The following is a 20,615-nucleotide window of genomic DNA, read 5'->3' on the forward strand; positions in this document are numbered from 1 at the left end:
TGAAGCTTCGTGATGTTGGAGTCTTATAGGCTGAGGTCGGCAGTATCATCACACGAACTTCATCGGATACCTTGTTTTTATTTGTCCTCGGGCTATTTTTTTGAGTTTCCCTTCCAACAGTTTTTTGGTCAGCGGTTTCAAATAGTCAAGGTATAATATCCCTTCTGTGTGGTCGTATTCGTGCTGTATCATTCTTGCGGTGGTTCCGCTGAATGTCTTTCTCTGCAGTTCAAAATCTTTATTGTAATAGGCTATCGTAATCGTCCAAGGTCTTTTTACTTTTTGGGATAATTCCGGAATACTCAAACAGCCTTCATCGTCTTCCCAAAGCTCTGCCGAACGTTCAATGATTTTTGCATTGATGAATATTTCCTTTATGCCGCTATCATTTTTCTCAAAATAGATTCCTTGGTCTTGTTCATCGAGATTTTCGAAAGTCGTTTTACTGTCCACGATAAATAGTCTTATGGGAAGTCCGATTTGGGGCGAAGCCAAACCGCATCCATTGGCATTTTCCATCGTTTCCCACATATCGGCAATCAGTTTATCCAATTCAGGATAATCCTTTTCGATGTCGTTGCATTTCTGTTTCAAAATGCTGTGTCCGTATGCTAAAATGGGTCGTTTCATTCTTTTGATTTTATTGCAAAGTTCAAAAGAATAAACCAGGAAGGCAATGAACCGATGTTAAGTAATTACGCTGTTCATTGATTTTTTAGCGGTGATTGCTACGCAATTTGTCTGCGGATCCGACTCAGGCCTTGTGGGGTGATTCCGATGTAGGAAGCGATGTATTTTAGCGGGATAAATTTCAGAATATCGGGCTGTTCTTTAAACAATCTTAAATAACGCTCTTTTGCATTGTATTTCAATAAAGATACTTCGCGTTTGCTTTTGGCTAAAAATAATTTCTCGGAAGCAAAACGTCCCAAATAATTCCCGACTTTGGTTTGAGCATAGACTTTTTGTAAATCCTCAAAGGAAATCTGCCAAACCACGGTTTCTGTCAATGCCTGTAATTCGTATTCGGATGGCGTTTGTGTCAAGAATGAGTCGTAGGCACAAGTAAACTCTTTGTCAAAACTGAAGTTGAAAGTCAGCTCGTTTTCATCATCAGGAATGTAGAACCGAACAATGCCGGTTTCGATGAATGAAAGGAAATTTTCTGTTTCACCTTGTCGTGTGATGATTTGGTTTTTGGCAAACACTTTTCGGCTAAAATGGGAAGAGATGAATTTCCATTCTGTTTCCTGTAATTTTATTATCCGTTCGTAGTATTCTCTTATATGCCCCATAAAAATATTCTCTTTTGATCTGTTTTTCAATACAAATTTAGCGTTATTTATAATAACCGTTTCTGTGCGGCTTGGCTTGTTTTCGGGACAAAAACAATAAAACCATACCAGTTAGTATGTTTTTGTGCAAAAAAATTATTTAAGACTGTTTAGATAAATTTTAAGTTGCTTTAAATAAGAAATATAGACCTTTTTGCTGTTTTCTAATTTTCCTAAATTCCGAATACCCCAATAACCCGACAATACGAAGGTGGTTACCTGCTTTGCATTTACCTCCTTGCGGATGACGCCACTTTTCTTTCCTCTTTCAATGGTAGCGGTGATTGCTTCTGTCCATTCCCGGGTTAATTCATTTAAAGCCTTATTAAATTCTGAATTCCACGGGGTCATTTCTTGAGTGAAGTTTGAGGCCGGACAACCATATTCCACCTTCAAAAATTCATTTTTCATTAATAGACTATCCATGAGGTTGTAAATGGCATTCAACGGATCTTGTTCGCCTTGAAGTGGCTCGATGAAACTGCGTGCAAGTGTGGGTTTGAGGACTTCGTTGATGATGGCAAGTCCCATTTCGTCTTTGGTTTTGAAATGATAATAAAAAGCCCCTTTCGTTACTTGTGTGGTAGCGATGATGTCGTCAATGCTCGTCGTCTGGTAGCCCTTAACATAAATCAGTTCAAACGCTTTATGTAAAATCATCGACCGTGTTGCTTCTGCTTTTTTCATCTGTTATCGTCTCTTTTATGGGGTCAGACGGAATCATTTTGATTTCGCAAACATACCATTTAGTATCCTGCAAAGGAACGAAAAAAAAGCAAACTTTTAAAGCCACAGGTTTGACGGGCAGTGTACATGGGGAGGAGAAAGTTCTATATCTTCTTTTTTTTTGATTTGTATTGTTTACACTTTCCGCTAACGGAAAACGGCTTTGCGAAGGAGCGGATTTTTTTCACAAATGTTCATTAGAATTATTACTGTTGAACCTTGCACAAATGTTTCATAGAAGCACTTCAGCCGCCATATTGCCAAACCGATGTTAACTGCTGTACATTTTATTTAGCATTATTTCTTTTTTTAGTTTTTACATATTCTGCGTGAAGTTGTCCACAAGCCGCATCTATTTCTGAGCCGAATTGCGTCCTTCTTGTAGCGTGAACACCATTTAGGTTTAACTGGGAAACAAATTCAATTACTTTCTCTTTTGTTGGTTGCTTATAAGACGGATTTGCTCCAAAAGCATTGTTGTATCTTATAACGCTGATGTGATATAACTCTGGACGAACTCTGGACTTTACCATATCAACCAATGCGTTCAAATGTTCTTGTGTATCATTTAATCCTTCAATCAATAAGTAAGCTAGGTAAATTTTCCGTTTGTATTTTCTTACATATTCGTCAAGTATTTTCAAATTATCGTCTAAAGGAAAGCGTTTTTCTAACGGTATTAATGTTGCTCGTTGTTCCGGAAAAGGGGAATGAACTGATAAGGTAATGTTTACTTGCGGAAACCTTTTTACCAATTTTTCTAAATTCGGTGCAAACCCAACAGTTGAAACGGTAAGCCTGCGTTGTGAAAGTCCGCCATATCCTTTGGTGGTAAACGCTTCTATAGCGGTTAAAATATTTGGATTTGCAAGTGCTTCGCCCATACCCATAAATGCTATGCTGTCGGGCACCTGATTGTTCCAATGTGAATGGAATACTTGTGCACAAATTTCATCGGCAGAAAGTTTTTTCATCAATCCCATAGCTGAGGTGGCACAGAATGTACAACCTAAACCGCAACCTGATTGTGACGATATACACATAGATGTCCAACCTGCACGGTAACGGGAAAGAACCGTTTCTATTTTTGCTCCGGATTGGGTTTCAAAAAGTACTTTCTCTACTTGTTCAGCCGAATGAATGATGCTTGGCTTTAGCGGTAAAGGCGTTTCTCCAAATTGGGTTTCCTATTTTTCTCTTAAACTTTTGGGAAGTTCTTTCACCTCTCTAAAATATTCAATGCCCTGTTGCAAAGCACAAACTATTTGTCGGTAACGATATTCGGGCATTTCACTTTCGTTTAAATAGCGGTGAATTTGCCATAGTATTCCTCCTGTTGGTGGATTGGGTAATGTGCCTGCTGTTAATTTATTTGTCATATTCATTCTGTTTATTGGGTTAATGAAATTGTTCGTTCTATGTTTATTTGTTCCAAAAATGTTTCATCGTGCGACACGACTACCAGCGTTCCCTGATATTTATTGATGGCTGCTGTTAGGATTTCCACATTCTGAATATCCAAGTTGTTGGTCGGTTCGTCCAAAATGATGATGTCAGGCGATTTGCTATTAATCGTTAAACAACAAAGTAGCAAACGCATTCTTTCGCCACCGCTCAACGCACTGCAAGGTTTGTCCCAATCTTCTTTGGTAAACAAAAAGCGATTTAATCGGATTTTGATTTCGTGTTCTTGTAATGCAGCAACATTGAATTGTTGGGCTTGTTCGTAAACTTTTAGTTTGTTGTCAAGCAAAGAATAGTCTTGGTCTATGTAAACCGATTTGTTTTCTGCTCGGTAAATTGTTCCTGTTTGTGGTTCGAAGTCGCCCAAAATGAGTTTTATCAAAGTCGTTTTTCCTGAACCATTTGTTCCTTTTAAGGCAATGCGTTCGCCACTTGCGATTTGAAAATTCAAATGGTTTTTCCAAAACGGTTGCGTGTTGTAAGCAAAATTGATGTTCGATGCGGTAAACAAAATTTTTCCTTTGTGCAAGGCTGAATTATCAAAACCGAATTTCATTTTGTCAATGTCGGGTAGGGAAGAACGAAGTTCTTGCAAGTCTTGCGAAATACCGCCAATTTTTTCTGCGTGAACACTTTTGAGTTTTGATGTGCTGTTTTCGGCATTGTTTCGTAAAGTGTTCATCATAATTCGGGCAACGCCGGCTTTTGCTTGTTTGCCTTTTCCACGATTGTCTAATCTTTGTTGTCGTTCAATCGTTTTCCGTTCTTTTTCTTTGGCTTTTCGCAATGCTTTTTCCTTACTTTGAATGTCTTCACTCAAAGCAATGTTTTCAATTTGTTTTTGTGCTGCGTAAAAGTCATAATTACCACCATAAACTTTAATTCCGTTTCGACTCAGTTCGCAAACTGTGTCTAAAAGATGGAGTAATTTTCTATCGTGGCTTACAACAATCAAAGTGTTTTTTGTGGTTTGAATAAAGTCATACAAAAGTTGTCGGTTTGCAATGTCTAAATGATTGCTTGGCTCGTCCAGCAAAACTAATTCGGGTTGATGAATGGAAATTCCTGATAGAAAAACTTTTGTTTTTTGTCCACCGCTTAATGTTTCCATTTTTTGAGATAACTCCAAATCGTCTAATTGCCAATAGTTCAGAGCTTCTTTGCAACGGTCTTCAATCGTCCAATCATCATTGAGTAAATAGAAATTTTCTTCACTTGTATTTCCGTTCAAAATTTCATTCAGAGCGTTCAATTTTTTATCGATTTTCAACGCTTCTGCAATGGTAAAATGATTGTATTGTCCAAAAATTTGTGGAACAAAATATGGTTCAGCATCAATGCTTATTTGTCCGTTTGATGGTTGTAATTCTTGGGCGATAATTTTGAGCAAAGTTGATTTTCCTGCTCCGTTGTTGCCAATTAACGCTGCCTTTTCGTGATTGTTAACTGTAAAATTGATGTCGCTAAACAGTAAATCTTTGTTGGGATGTGTATATGAAATGTTTTGTAGAATAACCATAATTTCTTTCGTTAAAGATGAAACAATACAGCAACCGCTTTAGGGTTGTTGTTCTGATTTGTCTGAAAGAAATTATTTTTTACATTCTGTCTTACTTAAATTTTTGTGTCTGCAAATATACAATTTTTTTTGAGTAACGGTTTTTCCTGTATAGCAGCTAACGGGTCGGGTATTTATGAAGGGCGGGAATAGTAGTACTTCCGTTGAATTTTGCACTAATGCTCAATAGAAGTACAAAAGATGAGCCTTTGACATTCAGCCCACCTTTCATAAATACCTTGTTAGCGGCACGTGCCTTTGTTCGGTCTTATTCATAGAACAATTTTAGTTTGGTTTCAGCTGTTTTGTATTTCTTTTTTTGGCTTTCGGTAAGTGATGAAAAAAATGACGGCAAAATTTCAGTTTCATTTCCTTTTGAAACCTTTTTCCACGTTCCTATGACTTTGCCGTTATAAATAATTGTTGGGTAGAAAATACCGTTTTTTGTAAATGCTTTGGCTTGGTTTTCTGCTTCAATTGTAGCGGTTCTATCTTTATAACTTATGATTAGTTCGTCAAATGCAGGTAAAAAGTAAACCGAATCATCTTTATTGGTTTTCAAATTATCTGTTTCGTTCGTCCAATATTCTTCATTTTCAATGATGCTGGAAATGAATTTAGACTTAACCATTTCAAATGCTTTTTTCGCATCAGAAACATTAAGTCCCGACCACCAAACAAAATCTTTTATCGTTACAGGACTTCGGCTTTGGATATATTTTTCCGCTAATCTTGCCAATGCTTCATCTTTTTGTAAGGGTTTTGCCGCAGGTACTTTTCTATCAGATAAAGCATAAGTAAGTTGTTTGCCTACTCTTTCGCCATTGCAAACTATCATTTCCGTTTCTGCCCTAAACATAATGTGGCTTGCCCGCAAATCATTTGTGGCAATTCCTTTTTTGTTGAGTTCGTTCATTATTTCTTCTCTGGTCAGGATTTCATTTTTTTCTAAAAGTTTTCTGATTAAAGAATTACTTTTTTTCAAAACTGTTTCGTCCAAACCTAAACTTCGGTTCATTGATGCAACAGATTTATTAAGGTTCGGTGCGGAAAGTTGCATCATCCATCTTACGTCATCCGCAGAAACCAAATGCCAAGTAGGTCTTAACAGATGCGTCCGTATAATTTTTCCGTTGTTTAAATCATCTTCAATTTGTTTGTCAAAAGCATTGTTAGGTAACCGAATGCCGATAGCCAATTTTGACATTGCATAATCCTGTGCCTGAATTGCACCCATCCATTCTAAAACTTCTTGCGGTGTTTTAAGTTTCGGGTTGGAAATTTGCTGATTAATTAGTCTGTTTATTGCAATTTCATTCAAGGTCATTCGTTTTTGATTATTCATTATTTTCTGACCAATCAAATGGAACTTCTTGTGTTAGTGCAAATAAATTACCGTCAGCGGCTTTCAGCACAGCCAATCTTGCTCCAGGCATATCTACGACACCTGTATCAGGATTGTGATTATTTCCCTCCACTGCTTTGCCCTTGCCAATCTCTACCAAAGAACCGTCAGCAATTTCTACCATTGCTTTTGCTCCATTGGTTATAAAATAGCTGTGTGCTTTTTCTATATCTTCAACTTTCCAAAAAATCAATGGATAGTCAACCCAAGGAAGTCGTGAAAGTGAAATGTCCATATTCTCAATATTAAAAGAAGCAAAGTCCTCGTTTTGCCAAGTTGGGTCTTTGCCTAATAAAGAAGCCCAAGTATCAATGCCTTGATTCAAGTTTCTTGCAGGATAAACTATTGAGGCAATCGTAGTAAGTCTGATTTCTGTTTCGTTCTTATTTTCCATAGTTCATTATTTTTAAGTTGTTGAAATTTGGCAGGGTGGTCGGTTGGCATTGCCGCTAACGGGCCGCGGCTTGGCGAGAGTGCGGGATAAATTGAACCGAAAGTTCAATTTGGCACGAACGTTAGCCAAAGCTGTGAGCCGTTGGCTAAATTAGTAAAAAAAAAGCCAAAGCTCACAGCTTTGGCGGATAGAAAGTACAAAAGTTGAATTTTGCACTTAACCCGCCATTTTGCCAAACCCTTGTTATAAGCCGTTTTTTCTATTATTTATCTAATCATACGTCCATTCTGTAAATGTCAGTAACTTAGATTTCCTGTCTACTGAAATAATCAAAAAGTAATAGATATAAACCCAACTTTCTGGCTCAATTAATCGTTCATCTTCTTTGTCGAACCAGTCCTTTGATAAAATATAAAACTCGTAGTCCCCAAATTCGTTGTGAATTTCAAAATATCTGGCTAGCAGTTTATTAAATTCGTTTCTATCTTCACCCCAGTCTGGTTCATTTATAATATCAAAAAGAAATTTAGACACACCTTGCTTGTCCGTTTTTTTAAAATCCGTGATTTTTATTTTGTCAATATTAAACGCTTGTCTTAAATAGACTTTGTCTGGTTCAGCTTTTACACAATCACGCAAACTGTCAAATGAGAATTGCTTTGAACGAATGAAGGTGTCAACAATTTGGTCGTTTGTAATTAGTTCGTCAATCTCAAAAGGAAATTCTGTCAAGTTTATACCTTGATAGCCTTCGTTAATTTCGATATGTCTTTTAGTATCGTTGGTATTCATTAAAATGACTTATAACGGTTCGGGGCTTTGCTAAGGAGCGGATTAGAAAATAGAAACTTTCAATTTTGCATAAACATAGCAAACCCATTTTTTTAATTGCTAATTTACATTTTTCACAATACCCAAAAATAGCTGAAAAATTTTTCAGGCCATTACAAGGATGAATTATCTTTAAGCTTATTAATGAAAGTCGTATGAAATGTCTCCACCTAACTGCGTTAAACACGATACAATTGGAGGCATTTTAAATCCGCCCGATACTGGTTAAGGATTGGCTTACCAAGATTTGATATAAGAGGTGTCGCTCAATCTTTTGATAACCCTTTTTCCTGTGCTTGTTTGGTGTAAAAATGAGACACCTCCACTTACACCGTATAAGTCAATTCTATTTAATATTTCAGCTTCCACCCCCAACCACATCGCATTGAATATGCTCAATGTATCTCCGTGGGAAACAATAATTATATTTTCATCATCATTGCTGATGATTTCGTTGTAGAAAGGCAGTAGTCTTTGCCAAACATCATATCTGGATTCTGCATCGCTAAAGCATTTATCGTAAATTGTTATTTCCTCATTTTCGATGTTTTCTTTTAGCCATTGTACAGATTTTCCGTTTGCTTTACCCAAACTCCTTTCTTTTAAAGCATCTGTTATTCGAGGTTGTATATCCAGCTTTTCTCCAATGATTTCAGCAGTTTGTTTTGCTCTTTTAAGAGAGGATGTAAAGAGCGAAAAATCATTATTTTTAATCTCCAATTGTAGATTACAGGCTATATTTTCTGCTTGCTCAATTCCTTTTTCAGATAGTTCCCAGTCTGTCCATGAACCAATCATTCCATTAGTATGATGAATTGATTCGGGATGTTGGATGGTGATTATATTTTTCAATACGGTCATTTTGTTTTATAGTCTCTATGCAAAGTTTGGTGACAGTTTTGCGTCCGCACCGGGCGGAGAACATTCTTAACCATAAAATACGTAGGCGTTTTGTGCTAATTTAAAGAAAAACGCAACACGAAATATATTATAAGATGAAAACACTCAATGTCAGATTGTTACTAATTCCTGCTGTATCAAATGCTGTAAATCGGGGTCGTACTTAATCCACTCCATTTCGCTTTCGACAATCTGCATAACGTCCGTTTTGACCTGCCTGTAATTGGCTTCAATGACCTGTTGACCAAAGAAAAGACCAACCTTATCAAAGGCATGAAAAGCAATTCGGGCAATAAATTCAATGCCTATATCGTCATGAACGATAAAGCCGAAACCTCCTTTGAGTTTGAAAACAGGAAACCAAAACGAAAATAAATATTTTGTTTTTCGGACGGCATACAGCGTGAGGGATAGAAGCGACATCCTTTTGCGGTCCTGCAAGATCCGCAAAAGATATAGCGGATAGCCCGACCCGTCTGCATTTTTTCGTTAGCCTGGCCATAAGGGGGGGGAAATGCAGACGGTGGCACGCCCAAACCCTACTTTTCGTCCTGCTCGTCCATTCTCTCTACAAGTTCCTCCCGAAGTGTATCAAGGAATTTAGTACGGTTCATCTTCCGGTTTCTCAATTCCAAATAGGTCTGGTAGAAATTGCCCAAATCAATGCCAAAGGCACTTTCAAAATATTGGGCTACTTCCCTTATATCGTTGTTCCCGTTGTCAAACACATTTTGATAATGCAGGGCATAAATCAATTCTATCAATGCCACTTTGCTACCTGTCCATTTCAGATTTTTCGGTGCTTTCGATTTATTTTTTTTGAATTTGTGATACAACTGGTCTTCGATGTAGACCTGTATCAAATCGTTGGCTATTATCTTGGCGACCTTGTAGTCGTGAGAGGTTGAAAAGGACTGATCAGACTGGAAATAATAGGTGTCCAACCATAGCTTTATATCGTGGTTGCCACGAACAAAAAAACTTTCGTCAAGGAACGAATTATTGCTACGATAATACTTATAAAAATCGAGGTTGTTGTCAAAGAACCTATTTAGCTTTTTCAGTTCTTTGTTGAGGTATTTCCTTATGGGCTTTGCTCTGTAGGGCTTCTTTGTCTCGATTTTATAAATGGCGTTGTAGTAAATGAGTTTTGCTAAAATAGCAGGTTTCTGATATTTGAAAAAACGGATTTCTTCATTCACATTCTTAAACCCTCTTTTCAAGACATATTCCTTTACTTCGGACAAGCATTGTACAATTACGTGTATAACAGCCTCTATTCGTTGTACAGAGCAATCAATCTATTCCAGTTTCGGTGATTGAGGTTTCCAGTTTAGAAAGTGTTTCATTGTAAAATTTATCCATCCAATTATTTTAATTGCTATTTTATTAGAAATGCCTAAATCTGTTGTGTTTAGGCATTATCCAATTCCTCGTTTATAATTTTAGAGAGATGACAGGGCTACCCATCATCTACACGCTATTTTTTTAATAAAGAATAGCTAAACACTGCCTTTCTGCAATTCAAAGATGGTGATTTCTGGAAGTATACCCACACGACCGGGATATCCAAGAAATCCAAAACCAGCATTAACATATAGCTGCTTGTTTCCCTCCGAATAAAGCCCTGCCCATTCTTTGTAAATGTATTGCACAGGACTCCATTGGAAGTGTTCGCTCCGCACACCAAACTGCATCCCATGTGTATGTCCGGCAAACATTGCATCAACATCCGTATCTAATACCTGTTCACGCCAATGCGATGGGTCGTGTGACAGGAGTAGTTTTACTGCTTCTTCCTCGGTTCCGAGTAATGCCTTTTGAATATTCCCTCTATTCGAAAAGTTCCTCGTACCCCAGTTTTCTACTCCCACGATGGAAATAGTTTCGTTATCCACTTTGACCTTGCGGTTCTCGTTGCGAAGCAAATCCCATCCCATGACCTTATGTGTGCCAACGAGGTTTTTGAGGTTTCGGTGCTTTTCGGGAGAATCCCCGTAACCGAAATGGTAATCGCCATAGTCATGGTTTCCGAGTACCGAGAATACCCCTAAATCGGCTTTCAACTTGGAAAACAAATCTTGATAGTCCCACATCTCCGAAGCAAGGTGATTGACCAAGTCGCCCGTAAAAAAAATCATATCCGGTTTTTCCCCCATCAATAACTCTATCCCACCTGATACCGCTTTTTTATTGTAAAACGAGCCCGAATGCACATCCGAAATCTGTGCAATGGTCATACCATGAAAGGTTTGTGGAAGATTAGGCAGGTACAGCTTTTGCCGACGAATCCTATAATCGTATGCACCCGAAATTACACCCCACGATAGCCCAAAGAACGGCAACGAAGCCACGACCAATCCCGACTTGAGCAAAAAATCGGAACGTGTGATTACATGCCTCTGCTTGTCTCCGATAAGTTGGGGAGAGGGAGTTTCTTTTTCTTTTTTTGGAAAGAGAAAACGGGAAATCCACACGCCTCCACGCCTAATGTCGTCAGTAACCAAGACCAGTCCATAGCTAAATTTACACATGGTCGTAATGATAAATGTAATCACAATACCGGAACGGTAAGCAAACGGAAAATCGGAGCGAAGTGCAGTGAATAACCCGATTAGGAGCATGATGCTATACCCCCACCACAGCCATCCAAACCATATTTTCTTCGCAAAGGGGATGCTCGACCCACGCAATGCGAAGAAAACATAAAAGTCCAAAGCGACAATAAGTATGGCATAGAAAAGAAGCATACGGTATATTTATTTGCCTAATTTTTGTTGAACCTGTGCAGGGTATCGTTCGCCTACAATTTTAATTGTCGCCAATGCTGCATTTATTTTGCTCAACTCGTCATTGGTTAATGAAACATTTGTCGCACCAATGTTTTCTTGTAAGCGGTGTAATTTTGATGTTCCCGGAATTGGAACGATGAAAAGTTTTTGAGCCAATAACCAACCTAATGCAATTTGTGCAGGTGTAGCGTTTTTGTCTTTCGCAATGGAAACAACCAAATCAACTAATGCTTGGTTGGCTTCCCTATTTTCTTTGCTGAAACGTGGCGACATATTTCTTGCATCGGTTTTATCCAATTCCACATCTGCGTTTATTGTTCCTGTCAAAAATCCTTTGCCCAATGGACTAAAAGGCACAAAACCAATACCTAATTCTTCCAATGTCGGAATAATTTTATCTTCGGGCTCACGATAAAACATTGAGTATTCGCTTTGCAAAGCGGTTACAGGCAAAACGGCGTTTGCTTTGCGAATGGTTTCTGCATTTACTTCACACAAACCAAAATGTTTTACTTTTCCCTCTTTTATCAGGTCTTTTACAGCACCTGCAACGTCTTCAATAGGAACATTCGGGTCGAACCTGTGCTGATAAAACAAATCAATTACGTCTGTCCGCAACCTTTTCAAAGACGCTTCGGCAACGGCTTTTATGTTTTCGGGACTACTGTCTAATCCCAATCTCCCATCCCCGTCTTTGAAACCGAATTTTGTAGCAATCACAACTTCATTACGCAATGGTTCAAGTGCTTCGCCTACCAAGAGTTCGTTTTCTCCATAACCTTGCGCCGTGTCAAAGAAAGTGACTCCGTGTTCAACTGCCGAACGTATTAACTTTATGCTGTCTTCCTTTGTAGGTGCATTCGGAAAACTTAATCCCATACACCCAAAACCCAATACAGATACTTCCAATCCGCTGTTTCCTAATTTTCTTTTGTTCATCTTTTTTGATTTTAAAATTTGTTAGTACAAAATTGGCTCAATAAAAAATGAAACCATTTGCCATTTGGCAAAAAGTGATTTTAGCGGATATTCTTTCTTATTCTGCTTAAAGATGATTGCGTAATGCCCAAATAGGAAGCGATGTATGACAAAGGCACACGATTTACCAATGTTGGAAACTTCTCGATAAAGTCAAGGTAGCGTTCTGTTCCGTCCTGCGAAACCAATTCGCTTCTTCTTGCAATTTTTTCGCCGTGATGTTTAGTGATTATTTTTTGAATAATGCTATCCCAACCAATAATCGTTGCGGAAAGGTCTTTCCAATTTTGTTTTGAAAAAACAACCAATTTGCAATCGGTAATGGCAGACAGATATTCGGAAGGCGTAAAAACTTCATCAACTGTGTTTCCCGATAAAATCAAATGGTTTTCCTCAATAAAATAGCGTGTAATTTCTTCACCTTTGTTGTTGTAATAAAAAACACGAATAACACCGTCCGTAAGAAACCCAACCTGTCTAACTGTTTTTCCCGCTTCCCAATAATATTCGTCTTTTTTGAGTTCTATTTCTGTCGCCTTGCTTGTAATCAAGTCTATCTGCTGTTTGTTCAAATTACCGAACTGCAACAGGTAATTTATAAATTCTTCCATAGTACAAAATTATTAAATGGTTTGGTATGACGATTTGCCAAATGACAAAATGCAATATTATTTCTGTGTTTCCTGGAAAGGGGCGATTCAGTAAGAACAATTTTTGGGTAGCCATGCGAAACCCATTGTACTGTGGCAAAATATTCATACCTCCCTACAAAGAGGAAAATGGATGTTTTGTCAAAGGACAACACGAGCCTTTAATCAGCGAAAAGATCTTTGCTGATGTGCAGGATATTCTCGATGGGAGAAAGAGGATTGTAAAGCCTAAAATCGTGGCTATGGACAATTTACCGCTAAGAAGCTTTCTCAAATGTCCTAAATGCAAGCGTATGCTGACTGGAAGTGCTTCAAAGGGAAAGATGGGAAACTACTATTATTACTATCATTGTAGTTCCCCTGCGGAACACGGTTCAAAGCAGACACGTCTAACGAGGCTTTCTTAAAACAACTGCGGTATATGTCGCCAAAAGAGGGAATGGTCGATGTTTTTATCAAAGCCTTTATAAAAGACTTCAACAGCAAGACCAAAGCCCAAAACACCGAACGGGGAAATATCATAGATGAGATTGATGCGTTGAACAAACGCTATCAAAAAGCGCTTTTAAAGAATGCGGATGGAGAAATGGCAGATGACGATTTTCAAGAAGTAAAGAAATTGACCAAAGGGAAGATTGAGGATTTGGAAACGAAATTGAATGACTTGGCAGGCGTTGGAACAGAGATAAAAGATTTGGTAGCTTCTGCATTAAAAAAGGTCTCAAACATTGATATACGCTATGAAAACGGTAATAATGAGGAAAAACGTGCTATAATTGGTTCGATGTTCCCCGAATTTTTGGAATTTGACGGTACACAACATCGAACCGCCCGATTAAATTCCGCCATCACTCTTATCTATCAGAATAACAACAAGTTACAAGGTAAAAAAATGGGACAAATCTGTTGTTTTCAGATTTGTCCCAATCAGTGATCCCGCTGGGACTCGAACCCAGGACCCATACATTAAAAGTGTATTGCTCTACCAGCTGAGCTACGGAATCCTAATTCTTTTTTTGAATTATCCTTCGTTGTTTGAAGTGATGCAAAGGTAGGTTTTTTCTGTTAAAGTGCAAATATTTGAAGCAGAAAAATCCTTGTTTTTTTGTAAAACTCTCACGCAAAGAGAATTATTTTTAATTATATTTTTTAGATTAAAGTCAGAATGCAATGCTTGGAGGCTCTTTTTGCTAATTCCAATGATTATTTTTCAAAACTCTCTGCCAGGAAAGGAGAAAAATAAGACTCATAATTGAATATTATAATCGTCTCGCTCGAATCATTCGATCGACACCGTTGATATCTTTAAAAATTTCTAAATCTGCAAAACCTTTTTTGCGTATCAAATCTGCCGTTTCTAGACTCAAGTATTGATTAATTTCAAAATATAAACTTCCGTCCTGTTTTAAATGATATAAAGCAAAATCAGTAATGTAATCGTAGAAAAGTAAAGGAGCTGATTCTTCAACGAATAAAGCTGTATGTGGTTCGTGGTTCAATACATTGGCATGCATTTCCTGCATTTCTTTTGGTGTAATGTAAGGCGGGTTGCTCACTACAATATCAAAACCTTGAGGTTCTGAAAACATAAATTCCCACTCCAATATATCGGCAAGAATAAATTGCACAGGCTGATTTAGTTTAGCAGCATTGCGTTTTGCTACTTCAATCGCTTCAGGTGAAATATCTACTGCCCACAAATTACTTTCTTTTAAATGCTTCTGAAGCGTAACGGGGATACATCCTGTTCCCGTACCGATATCGATTACTTTTACAGCAGATTTGTTTTTATAATCTTGTAAAATCAGATGAACAAGTTCTTCTGTTTCGGGTCTCGGGATTAATGTGTGACTATTTACTTCAAATACTTCGCCGTAGAAATCAGCTTTTCCAAGGATATGCTGCACAGGTTTTCCGGAATATAATTCTTCCAGTATGACATTTAGTTTTTCTTCATAAATCTCTGCTGATTTCGTTTTTTCGAGAATATATTTTGAAGATTTTATTCCTGCTATTTCTTCTACAATTAATAAGAAAATTGCTTTAATTTCATCTGCAGGATATAGCGTTGCAAGATGTTGCTGGTAGCGAAGTTCTATGTCTTTCCACGTTGTAGCCATAGTGCAAACTTACAATATTATGCGAGGCTTTTCTTTTAAATATGACAAAATGCTAAGTTTGTACTATGCAAAAAGAGGAACAATATATCAAACGTTGTTTGGAATTGGCGGAGATGGGAGCTGGGACCGTAAGTCCTAATCCGATGGTAGGCGCAGTGATTGTACATGATGATAAAATTATAGGTGAAGGATATACTTCTCCTTATGGAGGTCCTCATGCGGAAGTTAATGCCGTCCAAAATGCAATTGCCTTATTAGGAGAGGAAAACGCAAAGTGTCTTTTCCAACAGTCGACAATTTATGTTTCTCTGGAACCCTGTGCGCATTTTGGCAAAACACCTCCATGTGCTGATATGTTGGTGTCGCTTCAGTTTCAGAAAGTCGTAGTAGGCTGCTTGGATCCTTTTGCGAAAGTAAATGGGTTAGGAATTCAAAAATTACGTGAAGCTGGCATCGAAGTGGTAGTCGGGGTATTAGAAAAAGAATGTCAATTTTTGAATAGACGTTTTTTTACTCGTATCAGCGAGTTTCGACCATACGTAATTTTGAAGTGGGCGGAAACTAAAAATGGCTTCTTTGCACCTACGGAGGCAGAACAAAAGTGGATTTCGAATACACCCAACAAACAACTGGTGCATAAATGGCGGTCGGAAGAGGATGCAATTCTCGTGGGCAAACGTACTGCTTTAGTTGATAATCCGACCTTAACAAATAGATTGTGGAAGGGTAAATCGCCGAAACGTGTATTAATAGATAAAAATCTAGAGGTTCGTGATGATGCTAATCTATTTTTAGCTCAAGATTCTGATTTGATTATTTTCAATGCTAAGAAAACAGATTGGAATGGACATTTAAAATACATCGAATTAGAAAATTTTGATTTATATCTTCCGCAAAACATATTATATCAATTGTATTTGATGGATGTGCAATCGATAATCATCGAAGGTGGGGTGAAGACTATTAAACTTTTTATGGAGGCTGGGCTTTGGGATGAAGCTCGAGTTATTGTAGGAGACACGATTTGGGAAAATGGTATTCCAGCTCCACAAATAAATGAGTCCGCGCGTGAGAAACTACTAGTTGGAAATAATGAGTTAAAAATTTATTTCAAAAATTAAAATTATTTCTTTAATTTTTCGGTATGAAGTTGCCGGAAAAATTGCTTCATTTCATATGGCGCTATAAATTAATCAATCAGACTAACTTACTTACTACGCACGGTGAATCGCTGCGGATATTAGATTTTGGTCAGCTCAATACCAATGCTGGCGCAGATTTCGAATTGGCTAAAATTCAAATTCAAAATAGAATTTGGATTGGAAATATTGAATTACATGTCAGCTCTTTGGATTGGAAATACCATCATCATCATTTAGATCCGCGTTATAATTCTACGATACTACATGTCGTATGGGAAAATCCTGAAAACATAAAAATCAAACGTTTGGATGGAACCTAAATTCCTACGTTGATCTTGAAAGATTATATAGATCAATCTCTGCTCGAAAAATACCATCATCTCATGATGAATGAGCAGTGGATTGCTTGCGAAAAACAATTACCTAAAGTAACGGAGTTCACCATCTCTAATTGGCTTGATCGATTAATCATTGAACGCTTGGAATCAAAAATGGTAATGGTTGATTCGTGGGCAAAAGTCACGAGCTATGAATGGCAAAAAGTTCAATTGATTGCATTAGCAAGAGCTTTTGGGATGAAAGTCAATAATGAAGCTTTCGAGAAGTTAATGACGCAAATGAATATCAACCTGTTTTATAAATACGCGGATGATCCATTAAAATTAGAAGCTTTATTATTTGGTTGTGCAGGATTTTTAACGGGGAAAAATTACCAAGAGGATTATTTTACCGAGTTAAAAGAGGAGTATGAATATTTGAATCATTTACATGGCTTTCGAGGATTGTCGTCTATCGAATGGAAGTTTTTGCGAATGCGCCCTTATAATTTTCCAACTTTTCGTTTGGCGCAGTTTAGTGGTTTGCTTCATAAACGAGTACAGTGGTTTGAATTTTTGCAGGTAGAGAGTTTGGAAGTTTTAAAAGAAGATTTAAACGGTATCCAAACTTCTTCATATTGGAAGAATCATTTTCACTTCCACAAATTATCCAAAGATCATAATACTACCCTCACTCGGGATTTTATAGATCATATAATTTTAAATGCTTTTGTGCCAGTATTATTCTCATATGGCAGATATGTTGGGAACCAAGGCTTACACCAAAAAGCTTTAGACTGGTTACAAGTTTTGCCTGTAGAAAAGAACACTATAGTAAAATCATATCAAACACAAGGTATTTGTGCTAAGACCGCTGGAGAATCTCAGGCTTTGATTCATCTGTACAAACAATATTGTACAACTAAAAGATGTTTAGATTGTGCTATTGGTTACGCTTTATTGAGCCGTTAATTAGTTTAATTGTAGAATTTCTGCAATTTCTCTGAATCCTTTTTTATCGGCTAGATCGGAAGCAGATTCGCCTGTATCTGTGAGAATGGAAATATCGGCACCTTCTTCTAATAGGATTATTATTAAATCAATGTTTCCATGTTGGGCCGCGAAATGTAAGGGTGTAAACCCTCCATGTTGTCTTATATTTACTTCAGCTCCTGCTTCAATTAACATTTTACTGATGTTACTATTATTATTGCTTAGTGCTGCATGTAATGGATAAACTTGATAACCATTTTGAGAAGGAATATTAGGATCCGCTTTGTGAGCTAATAATAAGCGAACAATATCCTCTTTATTGAAATGACTAGCTATACCCAATGGAGTGAATCCATGGGTAGAGAATTCTTCAATTATATCATTTTTGTGTTCTAGCATCATTTGCACATGTTGCAATAACCCAGCCGCGCAAGCTTCATGGATGGTGATACTGTTGGTGTATTTGAGAATAACTTGAATAATCTGAGGTTTATTATAGTAACAAGCTAGGAGTAAAGGTGAAATATCATGACTTGTTTTTTGCTTGAGCAAAGAGGCATCACTTCTTAATAAATGCTCTAAGTCCAAATGATTTCCAGTCTCAATGTATTGTTCTAGATTCGTAATCCCCATAATTTCTAGTGTTTATCCTTCGAAGTAAACAAAAATATTCAAATTAATGGAACACTTAGGGTAAAAAAAATCGACTTCGTTAATAAAAGATTTACTATTTAAATTTTGAAGAAATAAAATAAATAATAAGTATTGAAAAGTTATGCAATCGGTTGCGTAAAGTGATGTTTTTTTGTAGTATTATAACTACAAATACATATGCAATTTGTATTAATTAATACTTTTCCCTTGTAGTTAACAGAACCTTTGTTACTTTTGTAATGCCCTCCCCAAGGGCATGTTTTTCATAGGTAGATGTAGGGGTCGAATATTTCTTATTCGACCCTTTTTTATTTAGCTTTGTTTTTATATGAATAAAAGGAAGATAATTGTAGCTATAACGGGCGCTTCAGGCTCTATTTATGCCAAAGTACTTTTGGATAAATTGACAACAATAGGAAGCGAGCAGATAGCTGACGTAGGTGTGGTAATGTCCGATAATGCTAAAGATGTATGGAAATATGAGTTGGGCAATGAGTCTTATAAAGATTATGCTTTTCCATTTTATTCAAAAAATGATTTTATGGCTCCCTTTGCTTCTGGATCGGCACAATATGATAGCATGATTGTATGTCCTTGTTCTATGGGTACATTAGCACGTATTGCGACAGGCACTTCTTCTGATTTGACTACACGAGCTGCAGATGTTGTTTTGAAAGAGCGACGCAAGCTGATTTTGGTTACGCGCGAAACGCCTTTAAATTTAATTCACATCAATAACATGGCTACTGTTACACAGGCCGGAGGGATTATTTGTCCTGCCTCACCCTCATTTTATAGTTTGCCTCAATCCATGGAGGATGTAGCTTCAACTGTAGTAGACCGTGTGTTATCATTATTGGATTTGAAAATAGATATGTATCGTTGGGGAGAGAAATGACGATTAGCGATTAAAATCCTTTCTCTTGTAAAAGCATTTTGTGTACATTTGTCTTTTGATGAAAAAACACAAAAATATTGTCTATTTATGGAGCAACCTATGTGCGCATTTTATGGACTTTGTATATTATAGCTTGTGTTTTCCCCAACAAATAAAATTTCAAACCCCAATTTTTTTCAAGATTTAATATCCATGAGTACATTCTTAATTACTTCTGCTAAATTGATTTCACCAGGTCATGCTTTAAATGGTCAACAAGTCGATATTTTAATAAAAGATGGAGTAATTGCAGATATAGCGGATCAATTAAAGGTTTCAGATAATATTCAAACTATAAATGCTGTTGGTTCAGTTGTAAGTGCAGGATTCTTCGATTTAAATGTAAATATCGGTGAGCCTGGTTACGAAACTAAAGAAGATATTAGTACAGGTACTGCGGCTGCAGCGGCAGGTGGTTTTACGGGAATAGCTGTACATCCAAATACAAACCCTTCTATTCAAAGCAGAGCGGAAGTTTCTTTGGTAGTGAATGCCGCAAAGGGAAATTTAGTAGATGTTCATCCAATTGGCGCGATTTCCAAAAAGCGTGAAGGCAATGAGTTGGCTGAATTGTACGACATGAAAATAAATGGTGCTATTGCTTTTTGTGATGGTACGCGCAGTGTACAACAAGCGGGATTGATGGGCAGAGCATTGTTATATTCAAAAGGCTTTAATGGTTTGATTATTTCTTTCGCTCAGGATGAATCTGTGGCAGGAGGAAATCAAATGAATGAAGGTGTGATGAGCACTTATTTGGGTATGAAAGGTATTCCAAATCTAGCGGAAGCTTTAATGGTTTCTCGTGATTTATACTTAGCAGAATACAACGAAGCTCCTATTCACTTCACGACTATTTCTACAGCTGAATCCGTAGAATTAATCAAGAAAGCTAAAGCAAAAGGCTTAAAAGTGACTTGTGATGTGGCTGCACATAATCTTGTTTTTACAGATGATGATGTAATAGGATTTGATTCCAATTACAAAGTAAGTCCTCCTTTACGCACCAAAAATGACGTAAAAGCGTTGTTAAAGGGATTGAAAGAAGGAGTTATCGATGCAGTAGTCTCTCAACATACTCCTCAGGAAATAGAATTTAAAGCTGTAGAATTCCATATTGCTAAGAACGGTATTACGGGCTTGCAAACGGTAATACCTTTGTTGGTAAAAGCTGGTTTGTCAGATGAACAAATTGTTGATAAATTAGTAATTGGTTCACGCAATGTGGTAGGTTTGGAATTACCAACTATCGAAAAAGGTGCTAAAGCGAATTTGGTAGTATTTGATAGTAAAGAGAAATGGACTTTTGATGAAAAGTCAAATAAATCAAAAGGCAAAAATAATCCATTATTCGGATCTGAATTAGTGGGTAAAGTTAAATTGGTTGTGAATAACAATCAATTAATTATAAATAATTAAT

General features: G+C 37.2%; 21 protein-coding genes, 1 tRNA gene and 2 pseudogenes. 7 read left to right on the plus strand and 17 right to left on the minus strand.

From position 1 onward, the window contains the following. Positions 1-48: 48 nt before the first annotated feature. From def to G5B32_RS07835, 10 genes are all read right to left on the minus strand, one after another. Entirely contained in the window at positions 49-630 is a 582-nt protein-coding gene (def, locus tag G5B32_RS07790) for a peptide deformylase (protein WP_013407610.1), read from the minus strand. 98 nt (positions 631-728) lie between these two features. Continuing rightward, positions 729-1,295: a Crp/Fnr family transcriptional regulator gene (locus G5B32_RS07795; protein WP_165290981.1), complete on the minus strand. Its 567-nt coding sequence runs from the start codon at positions 1,293-1,295 to the stop codon at positions 729-731. Positions 1,296-1,430: 135 nt separating this feature from the next. Then, positions 1,431-2,021: a TetR/AcrR family transcriptional regulator gene (locus G5B32_RS07800; RefSeq protein ID WP_165290982.1), complete on the minus strand. Its 591-nt coding sequence runs from the start codon at positions 2,019-2,021 to the stop codon at positions 1,431-1,433. Positions 2,022-2,347: 326 nt separating this feature from the next. Then, positions 2,348-3,103 carry a radical SAM protein gene (locus G5B32_RS07805; protein WP_165290983.1) on the minus strand — a complete coding sequence of 252 codons (756 nt, stop codon included), beginning with the start codon at positions 3,101-3,103 and terminating at the stop codon, positions 2,348-2,350. Positions 3,104-3,247: 144 nt separating this feature from the next. Beyond that, positions 3,248-3,439 (minus strand): hypothetical protein, encoded by a 192-nt coding sequence (locus G5B32_RS07810; RefSeq protein WP_165290984.1) that lies wholly within the window; start codon positions 3,437-3,439, stop codon positions 3,248-3,250. Positions 3,440-3,450: 11 nt separating this feature from the next. Next, complete coding sequence (gene abc-f / locus G5B32_RS07815) at positions 3,451-5,043, minus strand: ribosomal protection-like ABC-F family protein (RefSeq protein WP_165290985.1); 1,593 nt, start codon at positions 5,041-5,043, stop codon at positions 3,451-3,453. Positions 5,044-5,350: 307 nt separating this feature from the next. Then, on the minus strand, positions 5,351-6,427 hold the full coding sequence (locus G5B32_RS07820) for a winged helix DNA-binding domain-containing protein (protein ID WP_165290986.1): 1,077 nt from the start codon (positions 6,425-6,427) through the stop codon (positions 5,351-5,353). Beyond that, positions 6,420-6,881, minus strand: a complete 462-nt coding sequence (locus G5B32_RS07825; protein ID WP_091102996.1) for a VOC family protein — start codon at positions 6,879-6,881, stop codon at positions 6,420-6,422. Before G5B32_RS07825 ends, G5B32_RS07820 begins: the two co-directional genes overlap by 8 nt. A 270-nt stretch (positions 6,882-7,151) precedes the next feature. Further along, positions 7,152-7,673 (minus strand): hypothetical protein, encoded by a 522-nt coding sequence (locus G5B32_RS07830; protein WP_165290987.1) that lies wholly within the window; start codon positions 7,671-7,673, stop codon positions 7,152-7,154. Between the two features lie 276 nt (positions 7,674-7,949). After that, entirely contained in the window at positions 7,950-8,573 is a 624-nt protein-coding gene (locus G5B32_RS07835; protein ID WP_206366836.1) for a histidine phosphatase family protein, read from the minus strand. Positions 8,574-8,885: 312 nt separating this feature from the next. On the opposite strand from G5B32_RS07835, the gene G5B32_RS07840 reads away from it, so the two are divergent. Beyond that, positions 8,886-8,987, plus strand: a complete 102-nt coding sequence (locus G5B32_RS07840; protein ID WP_240899025.1) for a hypothetical protein — start codon at positions 8,886-8,888, stop codon at positions 8,985-8,987. Between the two features lie 164 nt (positions 8,988-9,151). Here G5B32_RS07840 and G5B32_RS07845 read toward each other — a convergent pair. The 4 genes and pseudogenes from G5B32_RS07845 to G5B32_RS07860 all read right to left on the minus strand — a co-directional run bounded on the left by G5B32_RS07845 (position 9,152) and on the right by G5B32_RS07860 (position 12,993). Further along, positions 9,152-9,977: pseudogene (locus G5B32_RS07845) on the minus strand (RteC domain-containing protein). A gap of 137 nt (positions 9,978-10,114) precedes the next feature. Continuing rightward, entirely contained in the window at positions 10,115-11,362 is a 1,248-nt protein-coding gene (locus G5B32_RS07850; RefSeq protein ID WP_079718345.1) for a metallophosphoesterase, read from the minus strand. 9 nt (positions 11,363-11,371) lie between these two features. Continuing rightward, positions 11,372-12,343 (minus strand): aldo/keto reductase, encoded by a 972-nt coding sequence (locus tag G5B32_RS07855; protein ID WP_013407623.1) that lies wholly within the window; start codon positions 12,341-12,343, stop codon positions 11,372-11,374. Between the two features lie 80 nt (positions 12,344-12,423). Continuing rightward, positions 12,424-12,993, minus strand: a complete 570-nt coding sequence (locus G5B32_RS07860) for a Crp/Fnr family transcriptional regulator (protein WP_079718344.1) — start codon at positions 12,991-12,993, stop codon at positions 12,424-12,426. A gap of 113 nt (positions 12,994-13,106) precedes the next feature. On the opposite strand from G5B32_RS07860, the gene G5B32_RS17310 reads away from it, so the two are divergent. Beyond that, a complete protein-coding gene (locus G5B32_RS17310; RefSeq protein ID WP_240899026.1) occupies positions 13,107-13,439 on the plus strand; it encodes a recombinase zinc beta ribbon domain-containing protein in 333 nt (110 codons plus the stop codon). 14 nt (positions 13,440-13,453) lie between these two features. Continuing rightward, positions 13,454-13,966, plus strand: a complete 513-nt coding sequence (locus G5B32_RS17315; RefSeq protein WP_240899027.1) for a hypothetical protein — start codon at positions 13,454-13,456, stop codon at positions 13,964-13,966. On the opposite strand, the gene G5B32_RS07870 is transcribed toward G5B32_RS17315, so the two are convergent. Both G5B32_RS07870 and prmC read right to left on the minus strand, forming a co-directional pair. Continuing rightward, positions 13,964-14,036, minus strand: a tRNA-Lys gene (locus G5B32_RS07870). The two genes, G5B32_RS17315 and G5B32_RS07870, sit on opposite strands and share 3 nt — an antisense overlap. A 255-nt stretch (positions 14,037-14,291) precedes the next feature. After that, positions 14,292-15,152 carry a peptide chain release factor N(5)-glutamine methyltransferase gene (gene prmC / locus G5B32_RS07875; RefSeq protein WP_165290988.1) on the minus strand — a complete coding sequence of 287 codons (861 nt, stop codon included), beginning with the start codon at positions 15,150-15,152 and terminating at the stop codon, positions 14,292-14,294. Positions 15,153-15,217: 65 nt separating this feature from the next. On the opposite strand from prmC, the gene ribD reads away from it, so the two are divergent. Both ribD and G5B32_RS07890 read left to right on the plus strand, forming a co-directional pair. Beyond that, entirely contained in the window at positions 15,218-16,273 is a 1,056-nt protein-coding gene (gene ribD, locus G5B32_RS07880; RefSeq protein WP_165290989.1) for a bifunctional diaminohydroxyphosphoribosylaminopyrimidine deaminase/5-amino-6-(5-phosphoribosylamino)uracil reductase RibD, read from the plus strand. A 23-nt stretch (positions 16,274-16,296) separates the two neighbouring features. Further along, positions 16,297-17,583: pseudogene (locus tag G5B32_RS07890) on the plus strand (DUF2851 family protein). Here G5B32_RS07890 and G5B32_RS07895 read toward each other — a convergent pair. Further along, complete coding sequence (locus G5B32_RS07895; protein WP_165290992.1) at positions 17,584-18,237, minus strand: ankyrin repeat domain-containing protein; 654 nt, start codon at positions 18,235-18,237, stop codon at positions 17,584-17,586. Positions 18,238-18,586: 349 nt separating this feature from the next. Between G5B32_RS07895 and G5B32_RS07900 the strand changes: the two genes are divergently transcribed. Together G5B32_RS07900 and G5B32_RS07905 are read left to right on the plus strand one after the other, a co-directional pair. Further along, positions 18,587-19,156, plus strand: a complete 570-nt coding sequence (locus tag G5B32_RS07900; protein WP_165290993.1) for a UbiX family flavin prenyltransferase — start codon at positions 18,587-18,589, stop codon at positions 19,154-19,156. 192 nt (positions 19,157-19,348) lie between these two features. Next, positions 19,349-20,614, plus strand: coding sequence for a dihydroorotase (locus G5B32_RS07905; RefSeq protein ID WP_165290994.1), 1,266 nt, complete (start codon positions 19,349-19,351; stop codon positions 20,612-20,614). Position 20,615 lies beyond the last annotated feature (1 nt).

The organism is Sphingobacterium sp. SGL-16 (assembly GCF_011043515.1).
GTDB lineage: Bacteria > Bacteroidota > Bacteroidia > Sphingobacteriales > Sphingobacteriaceae > Sphingobacterium > Sphingobacterium litopenaei.

Excerpts from the sequence above, each read along its gene's own strand:
- def (WP_013407610.1), bottom strand. The coding sequence starts at position 630 with ATGAAACGACCCATTTTAGCATACGGACACAGCATTTTGAAACAGAAA.
- G5B32_RS07795 (WP_165290981.1), bottom strand. The coding sequence starts at position 1,295 with ATGGGGCATATAAGAGAATACTACGAACGGATAATAAAATTACAGGAA.
- G5B32_RS07800 (WP_165290982.1), bottom strand. The coding sequence starts at position 2,021 with ATGAAAAAAGCAGAAGCAACACGGTCGATGATTTTACATAAAGCGTTT.
- G5B32_RS07805 (WP_165290983.1), bottom strand. The coding sequence starts at position 3,103 with ATGTGTATATCGTCACAATCAGGTTGCGGTTTAGGTTGTACATTCTGT.
- G5B32_RS07810 (WP_165290984.1), bottom strand. The coding sequence starts at position 3,439 with ATGACAAATAAATTAACAGCAGGCACATTACCCAATCCACCAACAGGA.
- abc-f (WP_165290985.1), bottom strand. The coding sequence starts at position 5,043 with ATGGTTATTCTACAAAACATTTCATATACACATCCCAACAAAGATTTA.
- G5B32_RS07820 (WP_165290986.1), bottom strand. The coding sequence starts at position 6,427 with ATGAATAATCAAAAACGAATGACCTTGAATGAAATTGCAATAAACAGA.
- G5B32_RS07825 (WP_091102996.1), bottom strand. The coding sequence starts at position 6,881 with ATGGAAAATAAGAACGAAACAGAAATCAGACTTACTACGATTGCCTCA.
- G5B32_RS07830 (WP_165290987.1), bottom strand. The coding sequence starts at position 7,673 with ATGAATACCAACGATACTAAAAGACATATCGAAATTAACGAAGGCTAT.
- G5B32_RS07835 (WP_206366836.1), bottom strand. The coding sequence starts at position 8,573 with ATGACCGTATTGAAAAATATAATCACCATCCAACATCCCGAATCAATT.
- G5B32_RS07840 (WP_240899025.1), top strand. The coding sequence starts at position 8,886 with ATGAAAAGCAATTCGGGCAATAAATTCAATGCCTATATCGTCATGAAC.
- G5B32_RS07850 (WP_079718345.1), bottom strand. The coding sequence starts at position 11,362 with ATGCTTCTTTTCTATGCCATACTTATTGTCGCTTTGGACTTTTATGTT.
- G5B32_RS07855 (WP_013407623.1), bottom strand. The coding sequence starts at position 12,343 with ATGAACAAAAGAAAATTAGGAAACAGCGGATTGGAAGTATCTGTATTG.
- G5B32_RS07860 (WP_079718344.1), bottom strand. The coding sequence starts at position 12,993 with ATGGAAGAATTTATAAATTACCTGTTGCAGTTCGGTAATTTGAACAAA.
- G5B32_RS17310 (WP_240899026.1), top strand. The coding sequence starts at position 13,107 with ATGCGAAACCCATTGTACTGTGGCAAAATATTCATACCTCCCTACAAA.
- G5B32_RS17315 (WP_240899027.1), top strand. The coding sequence starts at position 13,454 with ATGTCGCCAAAAGAGGGAATGGTCGATGTTTTTATCAAAGCCTTTATA.
- prmC (WP_165290988.1), bottom strand. The coding sequence starts at position 15,152 with ATGGCTACAACGTGGAAAGACATAGAACTTCGCTACCAGCAACATCTT.
- ribD (WP_165290989.1), top strand. The coding sequence starts at position 15,218 with ATGCAAAAAGAGGAACAATATATCAAACGTTGTTTGGAATTGGCGGAG.
- G5B32_RS07895 (WP_165290992.1), bottom strand. The coding sequence starts at position 18,237 with ATGGGGATTACGAATCTAGAACAATACATTGAGACTGGAAATCATTTG.
- G5B32_RS07900 (WP_165290993.1), top strand. The coding sequence starts at position 18,587 with ATGAATAAAAGGAAGATAATTGTAGCTATAACGGGCGCTTCAGGCTCT.
- G5B32_RS07905 (WP_165290994.1), top strand. The coding sequence starts at position 19,349 with ATGAGTACATTCTTAATTACTTCTGCTAAATTGATTTCACCAGGTCAT.